Source organism: Chitinophaga barathri (genome assembly GCF_003807585.1).
In the GTDB taxonomy this organism is placed as follows: Bacteria; Bacteroidota; Bacteroidia; order Chitinophagales; family Chitinophagaceae; genus Chitinophaga; species Chitinophaga barathri.
In genome coordinates this window covers 198,991-214,118 of the sequence record NZ_RMBX01000011.1, presented here as the reverse complement: position 1 = coordinate 214,118, position 15,128 = coordinate 198,991, and the positions used below count along the sequence as shown (strand labels likewise).

Sequence of the window (15,128 nt, the reverse complement as noted above, 5' to 3'; positions counted from 1 at the left end):
CGCCTCCAAAGGCGGAAACATTACCTGAACGGGTTGCTGAAATTGCCGGAAGAACCATGAAAAGGCTCCTTCCGCTTGATATAGACGCACTGATTGTATATGACGTGCAGGACGAATCCGCACGCACTTCAGCGGAAAGGCCATTCCCTTTTCTAAACGCTTTGGACCCTTTCAGGTTTGCCAGCGGCTACCTGAAAGAACTAAACATCCCGAAGATCATCTACCGCCCAGCGGGGAAATATTCGGAAGCGGAGCTGTCAGCATGGCTGCATGGCCTGGAGGCTGAGAACTTCCACCCTGTCTTCGTAGGCGTTCCCGCGCCGGATTACCCGGTCAGGACCAGCCTGCCGGAGGCTTACCGGATATGGAAAAAGCATGAGCGCACATCGGTAGTTGGCGCAGTGACGATTCCTGAAAGGCATGCTAAGCTGAAAGACGAAGACAGGCGCATCCTGGAAAAGGCTGCCTGCGGGGTCTCCTATTTCGTTTCTCAATGTGTGTTCAACGTCGGCTATGCAAAAAAAGTGATAGAAGACCTGTGCCGCACCTGCCAGGAACAGCAGATTGTGCCCCCGACCGTCATCTTTACGCTCACGGCCTGCGGCTCGGAGAAAACACTGCATTTCATGGAGTGGCTGGGCATACATGTGCCGGAGGCGCTAAAAGACGAATTGAGGAATGCCGGGAATATGCTGGACCGGTCAGTACAAGTCTGCCTGGATATCGCGGAGGAACTAACCACATTCTGTTCAGAACAGTGCGTGCCCTTCGGGTTCAATATCGAAAGTGTGGCCATCAGGAAGGATGAGATCGAAGCCTCTATTCATATGGTAAACACCATTGGCAACATGCTGGCCGCAAAAGGCATCAGGCAGTCGGAAGTGCTACCGGTTATACAATAAAACCTGTGAATACTATCAACAATGCTGACTTTTCTTACACGCAGAGAACAATTTAATGCGGCGCACCGGATGTACCGGCAGGATTTGACCGAAGAAGAGAACTTCAGGTTGTTCGGGAAATGTGCGAACCCCAATTACCATGGCCACAACTATGATCTTTTTGTGACGGTAAAGGGGGAAGTAGATCACGAAAGGCCCTGTATCATGGATCTGAAAGAGTTGAAGGTCATCATCAATGATCATGTGATCGAAAAGCTGGATCACAGGAATCTCAACCTGGATGTGGATTTTATGGCCGGCAAGATGGCCAGCACGGAATTGCTTTGCATCGAAATTTTTAAGCAGCTCAAAGGCCCCATAGAGGCTTATGCGGGTGTCTGCCTGCACTCGGTGAGGCTTGCTGAAACTGAGAATAACAGCACCGAGTGTTTTGGATAACAGGAGGTTGCGCTTGATTCACAGGCAACCTCCTGTACCATAACCTAATTCATTCAATTATAGCTGTAAGTAAAGAAAATACCGGCGGGGAAATTAGTATAGTCCTTATAGTTGGCGCTTACCGTAGTACCATTGTTAAAGTTAAAGACAGCAATGCTATTCTTTAGAAAATCCATGCCATAGCCTTTTATTGTGTTCAGGTACACCTCTCCCGTAACAGGATGTACGGCTATGTTATTATACACAATATTGGCGTTTTCAACCATCGTTTTTGCATCCACCATAAACTCAGTTGACCCCATGCTGAAAATATGCCGGTATATTTTAGTACCAGCGCCGCTAAAATAAAGGGTATCGCCCTTTGCGGTAATGCCAGATGTGGCTCCCCATCCGGCGCTCAGGCTGCCAATAGCGATGTCGTTGGCTTTTATTACAGAATAATCCCTGTAATTGATCTTGGATATCTTATTTGGAGACCCGGTAGTGGATACCCAGATATTACCATCACTGGCCTTCACCACTCCGCTAACGGATGCTTTCATATTCAAAGCGTACGTGATCGTATCTTTATTCAGCTCAACCACATAAACTTTTGAACCAGCGGAAGCAAATACTTTGTTATTGGAAACTGCCATCGTCAGTTTATCTGCATATTCAGAGCCTTTAATGAATGTGAGCGCTTTGGTGACTGTGTTGAACCTGGATAGGCCGTTGTTATCACGGATTATTACATTTTCCTCATTCAGCACTGCTACGTGAGTAGGCCAGCTGAGTGCCGCCAGTTCATCATTATAGGCGGCTACCTTTTTAAGCGTTTCCGCATTGGCTACTACGAGCAGGCCATCGTTATTAAATGAATTTCCCACAGCATTTGTTTTGCCGTTTTGAGAAATAATGTACACTCTGTTATTATGGATATATAAATCCTGTGTCGTATTTCCAAGCTCGGTGCCATTTGCTTTAAAATAGGCGCTATCGGTCACCACACCGCGTGGGCTGATGAAGGTCAGGGTACCGTTCTCCGTCGTCATGTTTCCTTCATTCAACACAAATGTGCCGAATTTATATTTTCCGAATACAGTAACACTTGCTTTGGAAGAAGCTGTTTGATCATTCCTGGAAGCCCTTACTGCAATGGTATGTTCGCCCAGGTCCTTTGAGACGAATTTAAAAACAGAGTCTGTAACCGCCACGTCCTTATTGTCTACAGACCAGGCAAAAGTACTGCCTTCGGTAGCCCTCACTTTGAAGATCAGGGTATCTTCCTGCGCCACGGTGTTTTGAGAAAACACATTTACGATATTTACCTCGGGAGCCGGCTGAGGCTCTGTTTTATCGTTTTTTGAACAGGATGTTACTCCGACGGCGATGAACGCCCCAAATGCTAAAACACTTTTTTTCATACTTTTAAATTCTAGTTGTACTGTACTATTTCAACGTTGAAATTGCGATGGATTATTGATTTATAGTTGCAATGTTCGTCCCTAACAGGTGCAGATCCTCTCCCCGACCTATTTCGGGAGATGCTTCTCCCAGCCAGCCATTTTCCTGGTCTATCCCATTGTATATTTTTACAAAGTCGATGCCCGGCAAAATCACTTTATTGCCGTTTTTATCAATGGCCCAGTCGATATCAATACCGGAATTGTTATGCGCGTTCGGATAGTTATCAACATATCCGTACCTGAACGCATAAAGCACAAAGTAGCTGCCCTGCCCGCTCTCTTCTATACCATTCCTGGCGAGGCGGATGCCTTTGTAAGTGATCTTTTCGTCTTTTACCCATTGAGGGTAATAACTCTGTGTGTGATACGTGTTTTTGATCTTGTAGCCTTGCTGCCCCTGGTTGTCTGTCCACTGAATATAATTTCCGATACTGATATGGCCCTCGGGGGTACCGACTGGCGTTTCCGTTGTGGGGCGATGGTAGGTCATTTCGTAAGTACGGAAAGTACGGACATCGTTATTCTTGCTGACAGCCGCGCTGTACCAGGGTTCAGCTTCAGCGGAGAAACTGCCGCTGCCCTTTATTTCATACCACTCATCTTCATCAGGTTTGCCGTTTTTATTTTTATCATACGCTACCATAACAATACCGGGCTCGCAGCTTCCACCGAAGGGCGCATTCGGGCGGGGATTGGAATTGGCGCCGAATGCATTTCCGTGAATCCTGAAATCGCGCCTGCCGGGTACATTCACGATGGTATGGTCAAAACCTACGACCACATAACCGCCCCAGCCGCCTAATGTGATGGAATTAGCTTCTTCGCCCACAAGTTCTTTGCCTGCTTTTTCAACCATCTTTTCATGGGTATCGCCTGCGCTGTATTTTGGCAGCTCGTTTACAAACTGACCGGGAGCCGGCAGGTAATCGAAAACTTTTGTTATGTAAGGCGAGAACAACTGATCTGATTGCCGTACAGTTATAAGGAGTGTATCTATCAAATCGCCGGAAGAAACCTTTAGCTGGTACCCTCCCCTGCTCACGGCCGCAAATAAAGCCGTGGCGGAACCGGAACTGGTATCGGACAACCTGTAAAGCTCGGAAGGAGCCGACAGAATTTCCCATTTCAGGTCATTCCTGCCCGCAAACTTCTGCGATGCCTCCAGTTTCAGGATGGTATTCGTCGTTGCCAACCAGTTCCTATACCTGCCGGTAGTGATCTGCACCACCTTCTGGAAAATGTTTCCCTTATTATAAGCCATGACGATCAGGCTGTAAGTCCCGGGATCGGCGGGCGCCTGAAAAGTGTACTGCATCGCATTGGCTACCCTCTGACCGTTTACCACCCATACAATGGAATCCACTTTGTTTTCAATGGCAGGCTCAAGCAGTATGGACTCTTTTACCAGGACGTAATACTCCGATTCAAGCCCGGATATTACGGGGGCGGATTCCGGTTGTTCCGCTTCTTTTTTACAGCCGCCGATAATAAGTGAAACGCAGGTCAGGTAAACGAGAAATTTGTACCGATTATTCATTTTGTTATGTAATTATATTTTAAGAAAGCCGGGCATTATTATGATCTATACCATTACAAGGTCACTTCCACATTGTCCATACACACATAGGCGGGCGTGTTCAGCCCGTAAGTGCCTGAATCGTTGCCTACGATGTTGAACTCAACACGGGTAACGGTTCCTAAAGCCGACAGGTCGAAATAAGTCCAGTTGGTTAAAGGTCCTGTCACAGGCAGGTGGTTAAAATACCTTGCCAGGTAAATTTCAACGGGAAGGCCGCTGTTTGTGGCTGTGCTGCCATTAAAGCCATACGCCTGCAATTTCAGGTACCCGGTTCCCCCGGCTACATCTTTAAGCGGCGTTGCAGCGCCTGATCCGAATGTATTCCCGTTCATGATCACCCCGTAAGTGTAAGAGGAAAGGCATAATTCCATTCCCTCTATCACCCCGCTGCCGGATGTAAAATTGAGTGTGGGGCGTGTGGCATAAGTTTGATTAAAGAAATCTACGTAGCCGAACATGACCGCAAAATTGGCGCTGCCCCCGGCACCTCCGTTGTTAGCGCCATGGGTGCCTGAATATACACTGCACTGATTCAGGTACGAGTACCACCAATCGCCTGTTTTTCCGGGGATATTCGATTTGTAGTTCCAGTTGGAAACCACAAAACCGCCATCCCAGAATTCTACCGGCGTTCCGCTGCCAGCGCCTTTGATGGCAAACCTCAGATTGCTTGGGGTATGTACGTAAGGGGCGATCTGGGTACCGCCATAAGCCGAGTAAGTATTATCTCCATAAGAAGTGGGGCCGGCCATATAGCTGCTGCCTATACTTTCGAAAGTGATCGTATAGGTTGTTGTCAACGTTTTTAAGGCAGCGCTTTGGCCGTCTTTCAGGGTTTCAGTCTTCGAAGTCGGGTCCAACAAATCATTTTGTTTGGAACATGAAGCTGCCGTAACAACGCAAATGATTGCTACTATCAGGGGTTTAATAAAAAGGGTTCTTTTCATAAGTCTAATTTTTGTGATTATGATGTCGGGTTGCCCGGCTTTCTTTAATTTTTAAGGTGTTTATCCAATATCCCATACACCTGCAGCATCCGCGACTCTTCCATGTTGAAATCTTTCAGCTTATTGCCATCGTTAAAATCCTGTTGAAAGGGATACACCACTTTCTGGACCTTCACGAAATCGATCCCGGGCAACTGAACACTCTCCCCGCTAACATTCACCGCCATATCTATATCAACATTCAGTTTGCGGAAAAACTGGGGCGCGCCGGAGAGGTTCCTGGTGATGCGCTTCCCTTTACGTGTAAAAGAGTTTTGCCAGCCGTCCAGCAGCGCTACCTGTTTCGTGGGAATATCGGTCATGTTGTACCCGGGAAAGAACCCCCTGGTGGAGAAAGCGCCGGTATACGTCATGGAGCTGCTGAAGGATTTCATATTCACAATCTCTCCTCCGACAGGCTCCAGCTGGTTGTCTTTCCAGGTGAAATAGGTATATATCCTCCTGGTGTCCGTTACGGTTTTCGTGTAGGTAAAAGTCATTTCATAGTCAGGAAGGTCCTCTATTCCATAATCTTCGTTTTTAATTTCATACCATTCGTCATTGTCCGGCGTACCATTTTTATTACGGTCATATGCCACGTAAACGGCGGGAGGATCAAGATTGGAATAAATTGCAGTCAGTTCCAGATCGGGCAAGGCGGGGACGTTGACAACCGTATGATCAAACTTAAACGTCGCCGATCCGCCCCAGGAACCTAAAAAAAGCCCGTTACCGGCGTTTTCTTTTCTCAAAACACCTGCTTTGGTCAAAAACTCACTATAAGGCAGCGGCTGTTCGGCACCGAAATCCCAGAGATCCGCGGTGCCTATAATAGACCAGTTATGATTTTTACCGGGTGCGGGTGCGTATTCCAGTACTGTATTAGCATTGTTCCCATACTGCTCCGCCTTCACTATTATGGTGCGGCTGGATGTGGCGGTCTGTTTGCCCGCGGTGGCGCGGAGTGTAAGCTCATAGCTTCCGGCTCCGGCTGAAATAAAGCTGAGGTTGCGTTTTTTGCCGATCACAGAATCCCCGATGGACCATTCATACTCGTAATCATCCCGGTCCGGCCCTGTAACGGAAGGTGTAATTTCAATTACGTTACACATAGAAACGGCAAGCTGGCCGTCTATCGATATTGCAATCGGCTTTTCCACAAAAATTTCAAACAATTGCTCGGCAGCTCCTCCTTTGTTATTTGCCTTAAAAGTCACGTCGAAATTTCCCGGCTCGGTAGCCTGGAATGTAAAATTGATCTGGTCACGCACCGTTTCCTTACCGTTCACCAGCCATATGTAGCTGTTCCCTTTAAGGTTGGTGATATTAGGCGCCAGCACCGTCTTATCCCCAATGTTCAATATGATCGTATCCGCCCCGACCCCGGAGATATCCGGCGCCAGGTATTGATCTTTCCTGCAGGAGGCAGCAAGGAAAATAACGACTGTCAGGATTTTAAGTAAAATTACTTTCTTCATATTTTTCAGTTTATCCAATACTTTTTATGATGAGAATCTTCAGCTATCCCTTTGATAATAAGGTAAAATGCGCCGGTATATCACCGGTACGGACAGCCCATTTCTTTTTACCTTCTTTCGAAAAACAGTACAATGCTCCGGGTGAAACATAATTGCCCGCGTCTGTAACATAGATATCCTTAGTAACCGGGTTTACCATAATGCCATAGGGTATTTCTATTTCGTTGTCCGTTCCGTCAGTAATAAATGAGCGGGTAACGACTTCGCGCGTACTGGTATTCACAATACAATAAGTGATGACATTGGAATAGGTAATATAACTCCACTCCGAGCTGTATATGTAAAGTGAGTCTCCATCCAGGAAGTAGTTGCTGGCCGCGACGGGCAAGGTATCGGTGACCTTCTGCAGGTCTTTATCGATAAAATAGAGCCTGGAGGGAAGCTGTTTGTAATCGCCCCGGGAAGTGACCCATAGATCGCCCCGCTTATCGGCTTTTATATGATGAAGGTTAAAAGCCACATCGATCCGTTTCTCCTCTTTAAAAGTTGCCAGATCGATCACAGAAACGGTCCTCTCGTATTTGTTCGTATTTCCGGCGCCCATATAACCGCCAGAGTTTGCCACATAGATCTTGCCGTCTGTTATTTCAAGTCCATCCGGCTGGTATCCTACGATACATTTAGCCACAACCGCCAGCGTGGCGGTATCTACCTTCGCCACAAATCCTTTTTGTTTGTAATCCGGATTGATTTCGATGGGCCCGGCGTAAGACGTGACGTAGGCAAATCCTTTATCGAACTTTATGTACCGGCAATTGGGGATTTCGATTTGTCCGATTCGCTTTGCAGTGGCTGCATCCATCACTTCTACCTTATTGGAAGCATTGATCACCGCGTAAAGCCGGCTGCCGTATATGGCCATGTCGTTCCCCACATCGCCCAGCTCTTTGGGCACGGTTGGATTAATGGCGGCATAGATATTCCTTCTGTATGTTCCGGTGGAATAATCAAAATAGTCCAGTGTACTTTTATTGCTGCCCATGTTCCCTTCATTGAGCAGGTAAAAGCCGGAGAAACCGTTATCTACGATTACGGTGTCCACGACCGTATCTTCATTGATGAAGACCTCTATGTCTTTCCTGCAGGAGGATACCATCCAAAACAGGCACAGCAGCGCTATGAAGTATAAGGGATATTTTTTCACAGTTCAACGGATAAGATGATTTTATAATTTCTTTTTGGCATCGGGTAATTCAGCACCACCTCGTAATCCTGGTTGAATACATTATTTACTTCCCCGGAAATTTTGCATCGGTACTTTCTAAGTTGAAAATCCTTAGAGGCCGACAGGTCGCTGGTATACCAGGGCTGTTCATAATTCACCGGTATATTCGCGGAGACATGATAACGTTCGCCTACATACACATAACTATAGTTCAACCGCCACGAACGATACAGGATACTTGAAATCAGCGAACCGCTATGCCAGGGTATGTAAGAAATCTGCCCTCCATAGGTCACATCCTGCAGCAGCGGGTTTTTCCGCCCCGAGAAGTCCTGCGCTTTCTGGTAAGTGTAACTAAGTCTCAGGTTCAGCAATATACCGTCCGGAAGCGAAAAAGCCTGGTCGGTAACAAGATCCACGCCCTTTATTTCCACTTCCCCGATGTTCATCATCATCCAGCGGTACATGCCACTTCCTTTAGGCACGGCGATTATTTTGTTGGTAACCTTGTTGAAATAAAAATCGGTTTGCATCCGAGACTCGCTCCAAACCGAACCGGGGCGGCTTTTGTGATACACAAAACCGAGATTGTATTGGTGGGTATATTCCGGTTTCAGGTTGATGTTGCCAATATCCGTATAATACAGGTCATTGAACGTAGGCATCCTGAAAATGTTCTTGTAAAAGGCCCTTATGTCGAAGTCCGCTTTCGGAAAGGGTTTGTAGGAAATAAAAAAGGCCGGCGTCACTTCGTTTTTGGCGGGTGCGGCGATGGCGGAATCACCCGTTGCCGTGTTTCCCCTTGTAATCCTTTCATTGACGAAAGTGCCTAAAACGCTTGCCTGCATTTTCACTTTACCCAGGTCCGCCTGCCCGGCCAATGCCACCAGGGAGGTAAATCTTTTAGGAAACACAAAACCGGCCAGGCTGGAGCTTAGCGTATTATACTGGAAGTCTGTAGACAGGTTGACATCGATCCTTTTCGACAAGCTGTATTTCTGGGCAACCGAAGCATACCATTCCTGTTGATTAAATTTATTGTCGATGCGGATTTGATTGGGGCCGGGGCTCAGGTAATGCATATAGTCGTTCGCATACTTCGCGTTCACCTGTACATCATAGTTGCTGCTGATATTCTTCTGAAAGGATCCCTGCAGGAAAAAGTTCCTGTCCCACTGCCGCTGTGCGTGCATCCATTCGTTATTTATAATGGCCCCTGGTATTCCCTTTTCTGAATCGTAGAAGTAGGCTTTTACATTCCAGAAACCGCGATTTATATTTCCGTATAATCCGCTTTCGATCCGCAATGCATTGATATCTCCGTTTTGCCGTATCGCTGTTGTATCCCAGGCTACTTCTTTGGAGTTGTGATGCACTCTTCTGTAACGGAACGGGTAGCGGCCGGAAGACCTGATGTATTCTCCGCTGACGGATAACTGAACCTGCTCCGACAACTTTCGTTCGAACAATACTGAAGGGTCTATCAACCCGAATGAGCCTGTTTTGAAAACGCCCTTAAAGTTCGTCGTTCTCGAAGAATCGAAGACCGGCCGGCGGCTCCGCAGGTAAATGGTGCCGGAAGATCCATAGTCCTTAGCAGGCTGGAAGATGTCGCTTTTCTGACCGTTGTAAAGGGAGATGGATTCAATGTTATCCATGGAAAACTTCCCAAGGTCTACCTGCCCGTTCTGCGCATTGCCCAGCTGGATGCCATCGTAAAATACACCCATATGGTTCGTGCCCATACTGCGCATATCCACGGTTTTCAGACCGCCTATACCGCCATAATCCTTTACTTGTACACCGGCAAAATATCGTATCGCATCCGCTACAGAAAAACTGTTTAAGCTCTTTAAGGTCTCACCAGAGAGTTTTTGCGAAGGAATAACTTCTTTATATCCTGATGTGTAAACAGTAACACCCCGCAATGTCCGGACACGGCCGGTATCCGCGCGTGCAGAGTCCACGTAGGGCCGCTGCGCGTACAGGTCCATGCCAACAAATGCCAAAAACGCTATCAGCAACGTTTTTAATGCGTTTGACATATATACCAATAATTGATTTCACCGATAACTTACCGGATGACATACGAAAACAAATAGACGCTGAAGTATTTCAGTGCAAGTTGTATTCAAAGCCCCATCCTCGAAAGCTTTAAAATTATCTGCATTTGGCAGGTCTCCTGGCTTGTTCTCACTTTTGACGGCCTTCCCATCCCGAATGTTTACGGGACAGTGGCGAGTAGAATGTCAAAGTGTTGTATAGAACTTACAGTAGCGGGTCTGCTCAGGATTTACACCTGATTCCCTATTAATTTTAACACTGTGAAAACTGTGTTAAAAACCAATTGCGGCGTGAAAGTACAACAAATTGTTGATATCCAAACGCTGTCCTCCCTCCACGCCCACAACCTTTTTATAGGATGGTTGTTATATTCTTATTGCCTCTTTTCAGGCATTTCCCTCCCGGAGCAAACAATTAGCATATTTCATCTTCTGTTTTATTGCAGATTCCGGCAACCCGATAATCCCGCCTCTGGTATGCTCTCACGTACCTGGGATAAATAGTTTATGCTTAAAACCTGGATGCATGAATATTAACAGACCTCTCCTTATGCTTACTTTCTGGCTGGTGCTTGCTTCCGGCCTCCGGTCGTAGCATGTTTTGCCCAAGCCTGACCCGCCCTTTAAAGGAAAGATCGGCAAGACCTACAAAGAATCTACGCCCGCATGGCCTGAAATCCCCAAAGCGGCAGCGGATGCGCCCAATGTTGTTATTATCTTGCTGGACGATGTAGGATTCGGGCAAACATCCACCTTCGGCGGGCTGATCCCAACGCCCAACCTCGACAAACTTGCCGCTGAAGGCTTGCGCTACAACCGGTTCCACACCACCGCTATTTGCGGGCCTTCCAGAGCGGCTTTGCTTACCGGCCGGAACCATCATGATGCAGGCAACGGCTTCCTGATGGAATGGGCTACAGGTTTCCCCAACACAGCACGATGATCCCGCGTACCACCGCTACCATGGCCGAAGTACTTCGGGACAATGGTTATACCACCTGGTGGTATGGCAAAAACCACAACACGCCTGATTGGGAAACCAGCGTGGCTGGGCCTTTTGACCGGTGGCCAACTGGTATGGGCTTCGATTATTTTTATGGGTTCAATGCCGGTGAAGCGCATCAATACTACCCCGTGATCTTCGAAAATACAACGCCGGTAGAGCCGGACAAATCCCCCAAACAAGGTTATCACCTGTTGACGGATATGACGGACCGGGCCATCGCCAGGATGCAGTATGAAAAATCCGTTTCCCCCGGCAAGCCGTTCTTTATGTATTTCGCGCCGGGTGCGATGCACGCCCCTCACCACGTCACGAAACAGTGGCGCGACAAGTTCAAAGGGAAGTTTGATATGGGTTGGGAAAAATACCGGGAGATCGTGTTCGAAAACCAGAAAAGAATGGGCATCGTTCCCCCGAATACAAAGCTGACGCCACGGCCCGATTGGGTGCCCGCCTGGAGCAGCCTGAGCGACAAACAGAAAAAAGTTTACAATGCCCTCTTTGAAAACTACGCAGGTTACTTTGCCTTTGCAGACCATGAAGTTGGGCGGCTGCTGGATGCTATTAAAAAAATGCCCGGTGCGGACAATACCCTTATAATCTATATTGTAGGCGACAACGGCGCTTCTTCTGAAGGCGGTCCGGATGGCACTTTGGATGAGATCAAGAACCTTTCAGGCATGAATGCGAGCGTTGACGAGATATTAAAAGACCTCGATAAGCTCGGGGGACCGCAGACAGAGCCGCACTATCCCGTAGGATGGGCATGGGCGGGCAATACTCCTTTTCAATGGGTAAAACAGGTGGCTTCGCATTTGGGTGGGTCACGCAACCCAATGGTGATCAGCTGGCCTGCGAAGATCAGGCACGACGATAAGCCACGCGACGCTTTCCTGCACCTTGTGGACATAGCGCCAACTGTGTATGAGGCTGCTCACGTAACGATGCCGCAGTATGTAAACGGCATTGAACAATTACCGTTGGCAGGCGCATCTTTTCTGGCCAGCTTCACGGACCCGGCTTTCCAGGGAAGAAAGGACCAGTACTTCGAGATCCTGAGCAATCGCTCCATTTACGCTGACGGGTGGAAGGCCAATGCGCAACATACGCTGCCCTGGCGGCAGGACCTTGCCCCGGGCAACTGGGACCAGGATAAATGGGAATTGTACAACCTGAACGAAGATTATTCCGAAGCCAATAACCTCGCTACGCAGATGCCCGATAAACTGGAAGAGATGAAAAAGAAATTCGATGCGGCAGCTGAGAAGTACCACGTCTACCCGCTGGATGACCGCGGCGTTGCCCGCATACTGGAGCCCAAACCGCCGCCGCCCGGTTCTAACCCCGAAGCCACGGAATTTACGTATTATGCAGGCGCAACCCGGTTGCCGGAAACCGCTTCCCCAGCCATCAAGAACCGCAGCTGGACGATCACCGCAGACGTTCATACCAACGGCTCTAAAACAAACGGGGTTATCCTGGCGGCCGGTGGAGTATCATCAGGTATCACACTTTACCTGAAAAACGGTATCCCCATCTTTGACTATAATTACTACGGTAAGCACACCATCGTGAAAGCTCCCAACGCCATCGCAGCAGGAGCCGGCAAAATAGAACTGGACTTCAACTATGCAGGCGGTGGTATGGGCAAGGCGGCTGACCTGGTGCTAAAGGTCAACGGCCAGCCCGTTGGAAAAGGGAAAATGGCCGCTACCATATTCGGCCGCTTTGGCGTGGATACTTTTGGTGTGGGTGAGGACAGCGGGCAGCCTGTAACAACGGATTATCAGCCGCCCTTCAGGTTTAATGGAACGATCGATAAAGTGGTGATTAGATTAAAATAGGTAACTCTTTATGTTAAGATATCCTGCACCTGAACTTCTGTTTTATATGCTACAATTTCTGTACCCCTGCTGAATTTCAGGCTCGCAAAGAAAGTGTGGGCGGGAAAGCACAAAAGCCGCATAAACGATACGTTTTATGCGGCTTTATTTTGTCCGCTTTCGTGATCCTCGTGGTACATTTCCAGAACCATTCCATCAGTGATTTAAAACTTTTGTGTAGCATATGTGACTAACTGTCAATCTTGCCAAAGGAATGGAAATGCGGTTAATTTCGATAAAAATGTTGCTGTTACAATTACGCAAATAATGTTAATTTAGCTGTATCGCAATAAGGTTACGGCAATGAAAGCGTTAGCGTATTACAAAAAACATCACAATCATGATCTATAATATTTTAAACGGCGACTCTCTTGCTTACAGTTTCCCAGACACGAAAATTGAAGGAGATGTAATAGTGGTTAGAGAAGCTCTTATAGATGGAGATTTGTCAGGCGACAATCCGCATGACTTTTGGCAATCAAGAGCAAAGTATCTGGGATTAACAGAAACTGAATACCATAGTAAAGTTGTAAAAGAGTTTGAAAAAATAACGAATGCGCCCGATCATTCAGAATTTAACCTTTGGTTTGAGTATGACTTGTTTTGCCAGGTAAATATGTGGTTTGTTATTTCAATTATCAATAGTTTGCCAATAAAGAAAAAAGTTTTTGCTGTTTATACTTCTTATTTAGACAAAACCAATAAACAATTTTGGAATGGCTTTGGACTGGCAAATTCAGATGAACTTAAAGTTTGTTATGCCAATAAAATTCTTTTAAGTGAAGCCGACATAAATTTAGGAAAAGACTTGTGGGAAGCTTACAAAAATGGAAATCTTGAAGAGCTGACAAATCTTTCAAAGAATCAATCTTCAGCTTTTCCCTATTTACAAGAAGTAGTAACGGCGCATGTTGACCGTTTTCCAAAAGATGGCACAAAAGGAAGACCTGAAAAAGTGATTGAAGACATCACAAAAAACATTTCTACTGACTTTCATAAAGTGTTCAAAGAATTTTGGAACAGGGAAAGCATTTATGGTTTCGGAGACAGCCAACTAAAACATCTTTATGACAAAGTAATGCACTACCGCTAACAGTGCATTGGCAATATGACGAGGTGACGAATGGTCCGTTATTGTATCCGGATACGGGAAAGAAAAAACGAAATTGCAATGAAACTCTCTTCAAAAGCAGAAAACATTTTGGGTCAGATCAATACCAAAACTAACCTTGGAGACTTACGGAAAATTGCTAAGATCATAAAAACGGATCACGATCTGGCTATGGAATTATGGTCAACCGGTAAGTTCTTCCCAAGGCTATTGGCGATCTTAATTATGGATAATAAGCGTGTTTCACAAGATCTGATCAATAAGCTTGATAAGGATATGCACACCCATTCATTTGATGAGCGAAATCAGCTAATGGACTGGCTCATGGCTAACCAACTCATGAAAAATAAGAAAACAATTGCACTGATTGAATCGTGGGAAAATAGTCTTTCGGCTCTGCAAAGACGGGTATTCTGGTATTACCAGGCTCGTTTAAGGTGGACGGGGCAAACACCGCCTGCTAATACCCCAGAATTATTAACTAAAATAGAAGCTAACATTGCCAAAGAAGAACCAGAAGTTCAATGGGCAATGAATTTCACAGCGGGCTGGATCGGAGTTCATGAAAAACAGTTTCGAAATCGATGTATAAACATTGGTGAGAAAACAGGCCTTTATAAAGGTGAAATGGTATCAAAAGGATGTACGCCTGATTATTTGCCAGAGTTCATTGCCATTGAAAGTAACAAGCGAAATTTATAATGTGCAAACCTGGAGTTATACATACGTACAAAGTTTAGGGTCCGGAAATAGCCTAAAACTGTTGAAGCGATCATCCGGCAGGGACCTAATTTACAATCAGATGAAAGGTTCTTTTAACCGTTCTTTCGTCGAATCCGCCCTGGTGAACGGACTAAAATGAAAAAAGGTACGATTGCTCGTACCTTTGTGATCCCGCTGGGCCATGAAGTATTTTTGAAACCGTTGTATTTACTGCGTCTTCCGGCTACCAAAGTTATACGCTAACCCTATTGTCAACCAGATATTAGATGAGTTAAAGTATGTACGAAAATAC

At 46.6% G+C, this 15,128-nt stretch carries 12 protein-coding genes and 1 riboswitch; of the genes, 6 read left to right on the top strand and 6 right to left on the bottom strand.

What is annotated here, in order from left to right; all coding sequences use genetic code 11:
* Window positions 1-56: 56 nt before the first annotated feature.
* Window positions 57-902, top strand: coding sequence for a methylenetetrahydrofolate reductase (locus EG028_RS20070; RefSeq protein WP_206614481.1), 846 nt, complete (start codon window positions 57-59; stop codon window positions 900-902).
* 21 nt (window positions 903-923) lie between these two features.
* Window positions 924-1,340 carry a 6-carboxytetrahydropterin synthase gene (locus EG028_RS20065; protein WP_241559178.1) on the top strand — a complete coding sequence of 139 codons (417 nt, stop codon included), beginning with the start codon at window positions 924-926 and terminating at the stop codon, window positions 1,338-1,340.
* 53 nt (window positions 1,341-1,393) lie between these two features.
* Here EG028_RS20065 and EG028_RS20060 read toward each other — a convergent pair whose 3' ends face one another.
* From EG028_RS20060 to EG028_RS20035, 6 genes are all read right to left on the bottom strand, one after another.
* A complete protein-coding gene (locus EG028_RS20060; RefSeq protein WP_120518111.1) occupies window positions 1,394-2,743 on the bottom strand; it encodes a DUF5074 domain-containing protein in 1,350 nt (449 codons plus the stop codon).
* Window positions 2,744-2,795: 52 nt separating this feature from the next.
* Window positions 2,796-4,322 (bottom strand): hypothetical protein, encoded by a 1,527-nt coding sequence (locus EG028_RS20055; protein ID WP_120518110.1) that lies wholly within the window; start codon window positions 4,320-4,322, stop codon window positions 2,796-2,798.
* A gap of 53 nt (window positions 4,323-4,375) precedes the next feature.
* Window positions 4,376-5,227, bottom strand: coding sequence for a DUF4465 domain-containing protein (locus EG028_RS20050; RefSeq protein WP_162946582.1), 852 nt, complete (start codon window positions 5,225-5,227; stop codon window positions 4,376-4,378).
* Window positions 5,228-5,355: 128 nt separating this feature from the next.
* On the bottom strand, window positions 5,356-6,828 hold the full coding sequence (locus EG028_RS20045) for a PKD-like domain-containing protein (protein ID WP_123864730.1): 1,473 nt from the start codon (window positions 6,826-6,828) through the stop codon (window positions 5,356-5,358).
* Between the two features lie 43 nt (window positions 6,829-6,871).
* Window positions 6,872-8,032 carry a YncE family protein gene (locus EG028_RS20040; RefSeq protein WP_120518107.1) on the bottom strand — a complete coding sequence of 387 codons (1,161 nt, stop codon included), beginning with the start codon at window positions 8,030-8,032 and terminating at the stop codon, window positions 6,872-6,874.
* Window positions 8,029-10,098, bottom strand: coding sequence for a TonB-dependent receptor (locus EG028_RS20035; protein WP_120518106.1), 2,070 nt, complete (start codon window positions 10,096-10,098; stop codon window positions 8,029-8,031). The genes EG028_RS20040 and EG028_RS20035 overlap by 4 nt, the downstream gene beginning before the upstream one ends.
* A 110-nt stretch (window positions 10,099-10,208) precedes the next feature.
* Window positions 10,209-10,416: riboswitch (cobalamin riboswitch) on the bottom strand.
* A 301-nt stretch (window positions 10,417-10,717) separates the two neighbouring features.
* Between EG028_RS20035 and EG028_RS28020 the strand changes: the two genes are divergently transcribed.
* From EG028_RS28020 to EG028_RS20020, 4 genes are all read left to right on the top strand, one after another.
* Window positions 10,718-11,059, top strand: coding sequence for a sulfatase-like hydrolase/transferase (locus EG028_RS28020; RefSeq protein ID WP_206614480.1), 342 nt, complete (start codon window positions 10,718-10,720; stop codon window positions 11,057-11,059).
* Window positions 11,056-12,963, top strand: a complete 1,908-nt coding sequence (locus EG028_RS20030; RefSeq protein ID WP_206614479.1) for a sulfatase-like hydrolase/transferase — start codon at window positions 11,056-11,058, stop codon at window positions 12,961-12,963. The genes EG028_RS28020 and EG028_RS20030 overlap by 4 nt, the downstream gene beginning before the upstream one ends.
* A gap of 379 nt (window positions 12,964-13,342) precedes the next feature.
* Window positions 13,343-14,095 (top strand): DUF1835 domain-containing protein, encoded by a 753-nt coding sequence (locus EG028_RS20025; RefSeq protein WP_120518105.1) that lies wholly within the window; start codon window positions 13,343-13,345, stop codon window positions 14,093-14,095.
* 78 nt (window positions 14,096-14,173) lie between these two features.
* Entirely contained in the window at window positions 14,174-14,815 is a 642-nt protein-coding gene (locus EG028_RS20020; protein ID WP_120518104.1) for a DNA alkylation repair protein, read from the top strand.
* Window positions 14,816-15,128 lie beyond the last annotated feature (313 nt).

What these genes read in the sequence shown, in the direction of transcription:
- EG028_RS20030 (WP_206614479.1), top strand. Translation starts at nt 11,056, where the DNA reads ATGATCCCGCGTACCACCGCTACCATGGCCGAAGTACTTCGGGACAAT.
- EG028_RS20020 (WP_120518104.1), top strand. Translation starts at nt 14,174, where the DNA reads ATGAAACTCTCTTCAAAAGCAGAAAACATTTTGGGTCAGATCAATACC.
- EG028_RS20045 (WP_123864730.1), bottom strand. Translation starts at nt 6,828, where the DNA reads ATGAAGAAAGTAATTTTACTTAAAATCCTGACAGTCGTTATTTTCCTT.
- EG028_RS20055 (WP_120518110.1), bottom strand. Translation starts at nt 4,322, where the DNA reads ATGAATAATCGGTACAAATTTCTCGTTTACCTGACCTGCGTTTCACTT.
- EG028_RS20060 (WP_120518111.1), bottom strand. Translation starts at nt 2,743, where the DNA reads ATGAAAAAAAGTGTTTTAGCATTTGGGGCGTTCATCGCCGTCGGAGTA.
- EG028_RS20065 (WP_241559178.1), top strand. Translation starts at nt 924, where the DNA reads ATGCTGACTTTTCTTACACGCAGAGAACAATTTAATGCGGCGCACCGG.
- EG028_RS20025 (WP_120518105.1), top strand. Translation starts at nt 13,343, where the DNA reads ATGATCTATAATATTTTAAACGGCGACTCTCTTGCTTACAGTTTCCCA.
- EG028_RS20035 (WP_120518106.1), bottom strand. Translation starts at nt 10,098, where the DNA reads ATGTCAAACGCATTAAAAACGTTGCTGATAGCGTTTTTGGCATTTGTT.
- EG028_RS20070 (WP_206614481.1), top strand. Translation starts at nt 57, where the DNA reads ATGAAAAGGCTCCTTCCGCTTGATATAGACGCACTGATTGTATATGAC.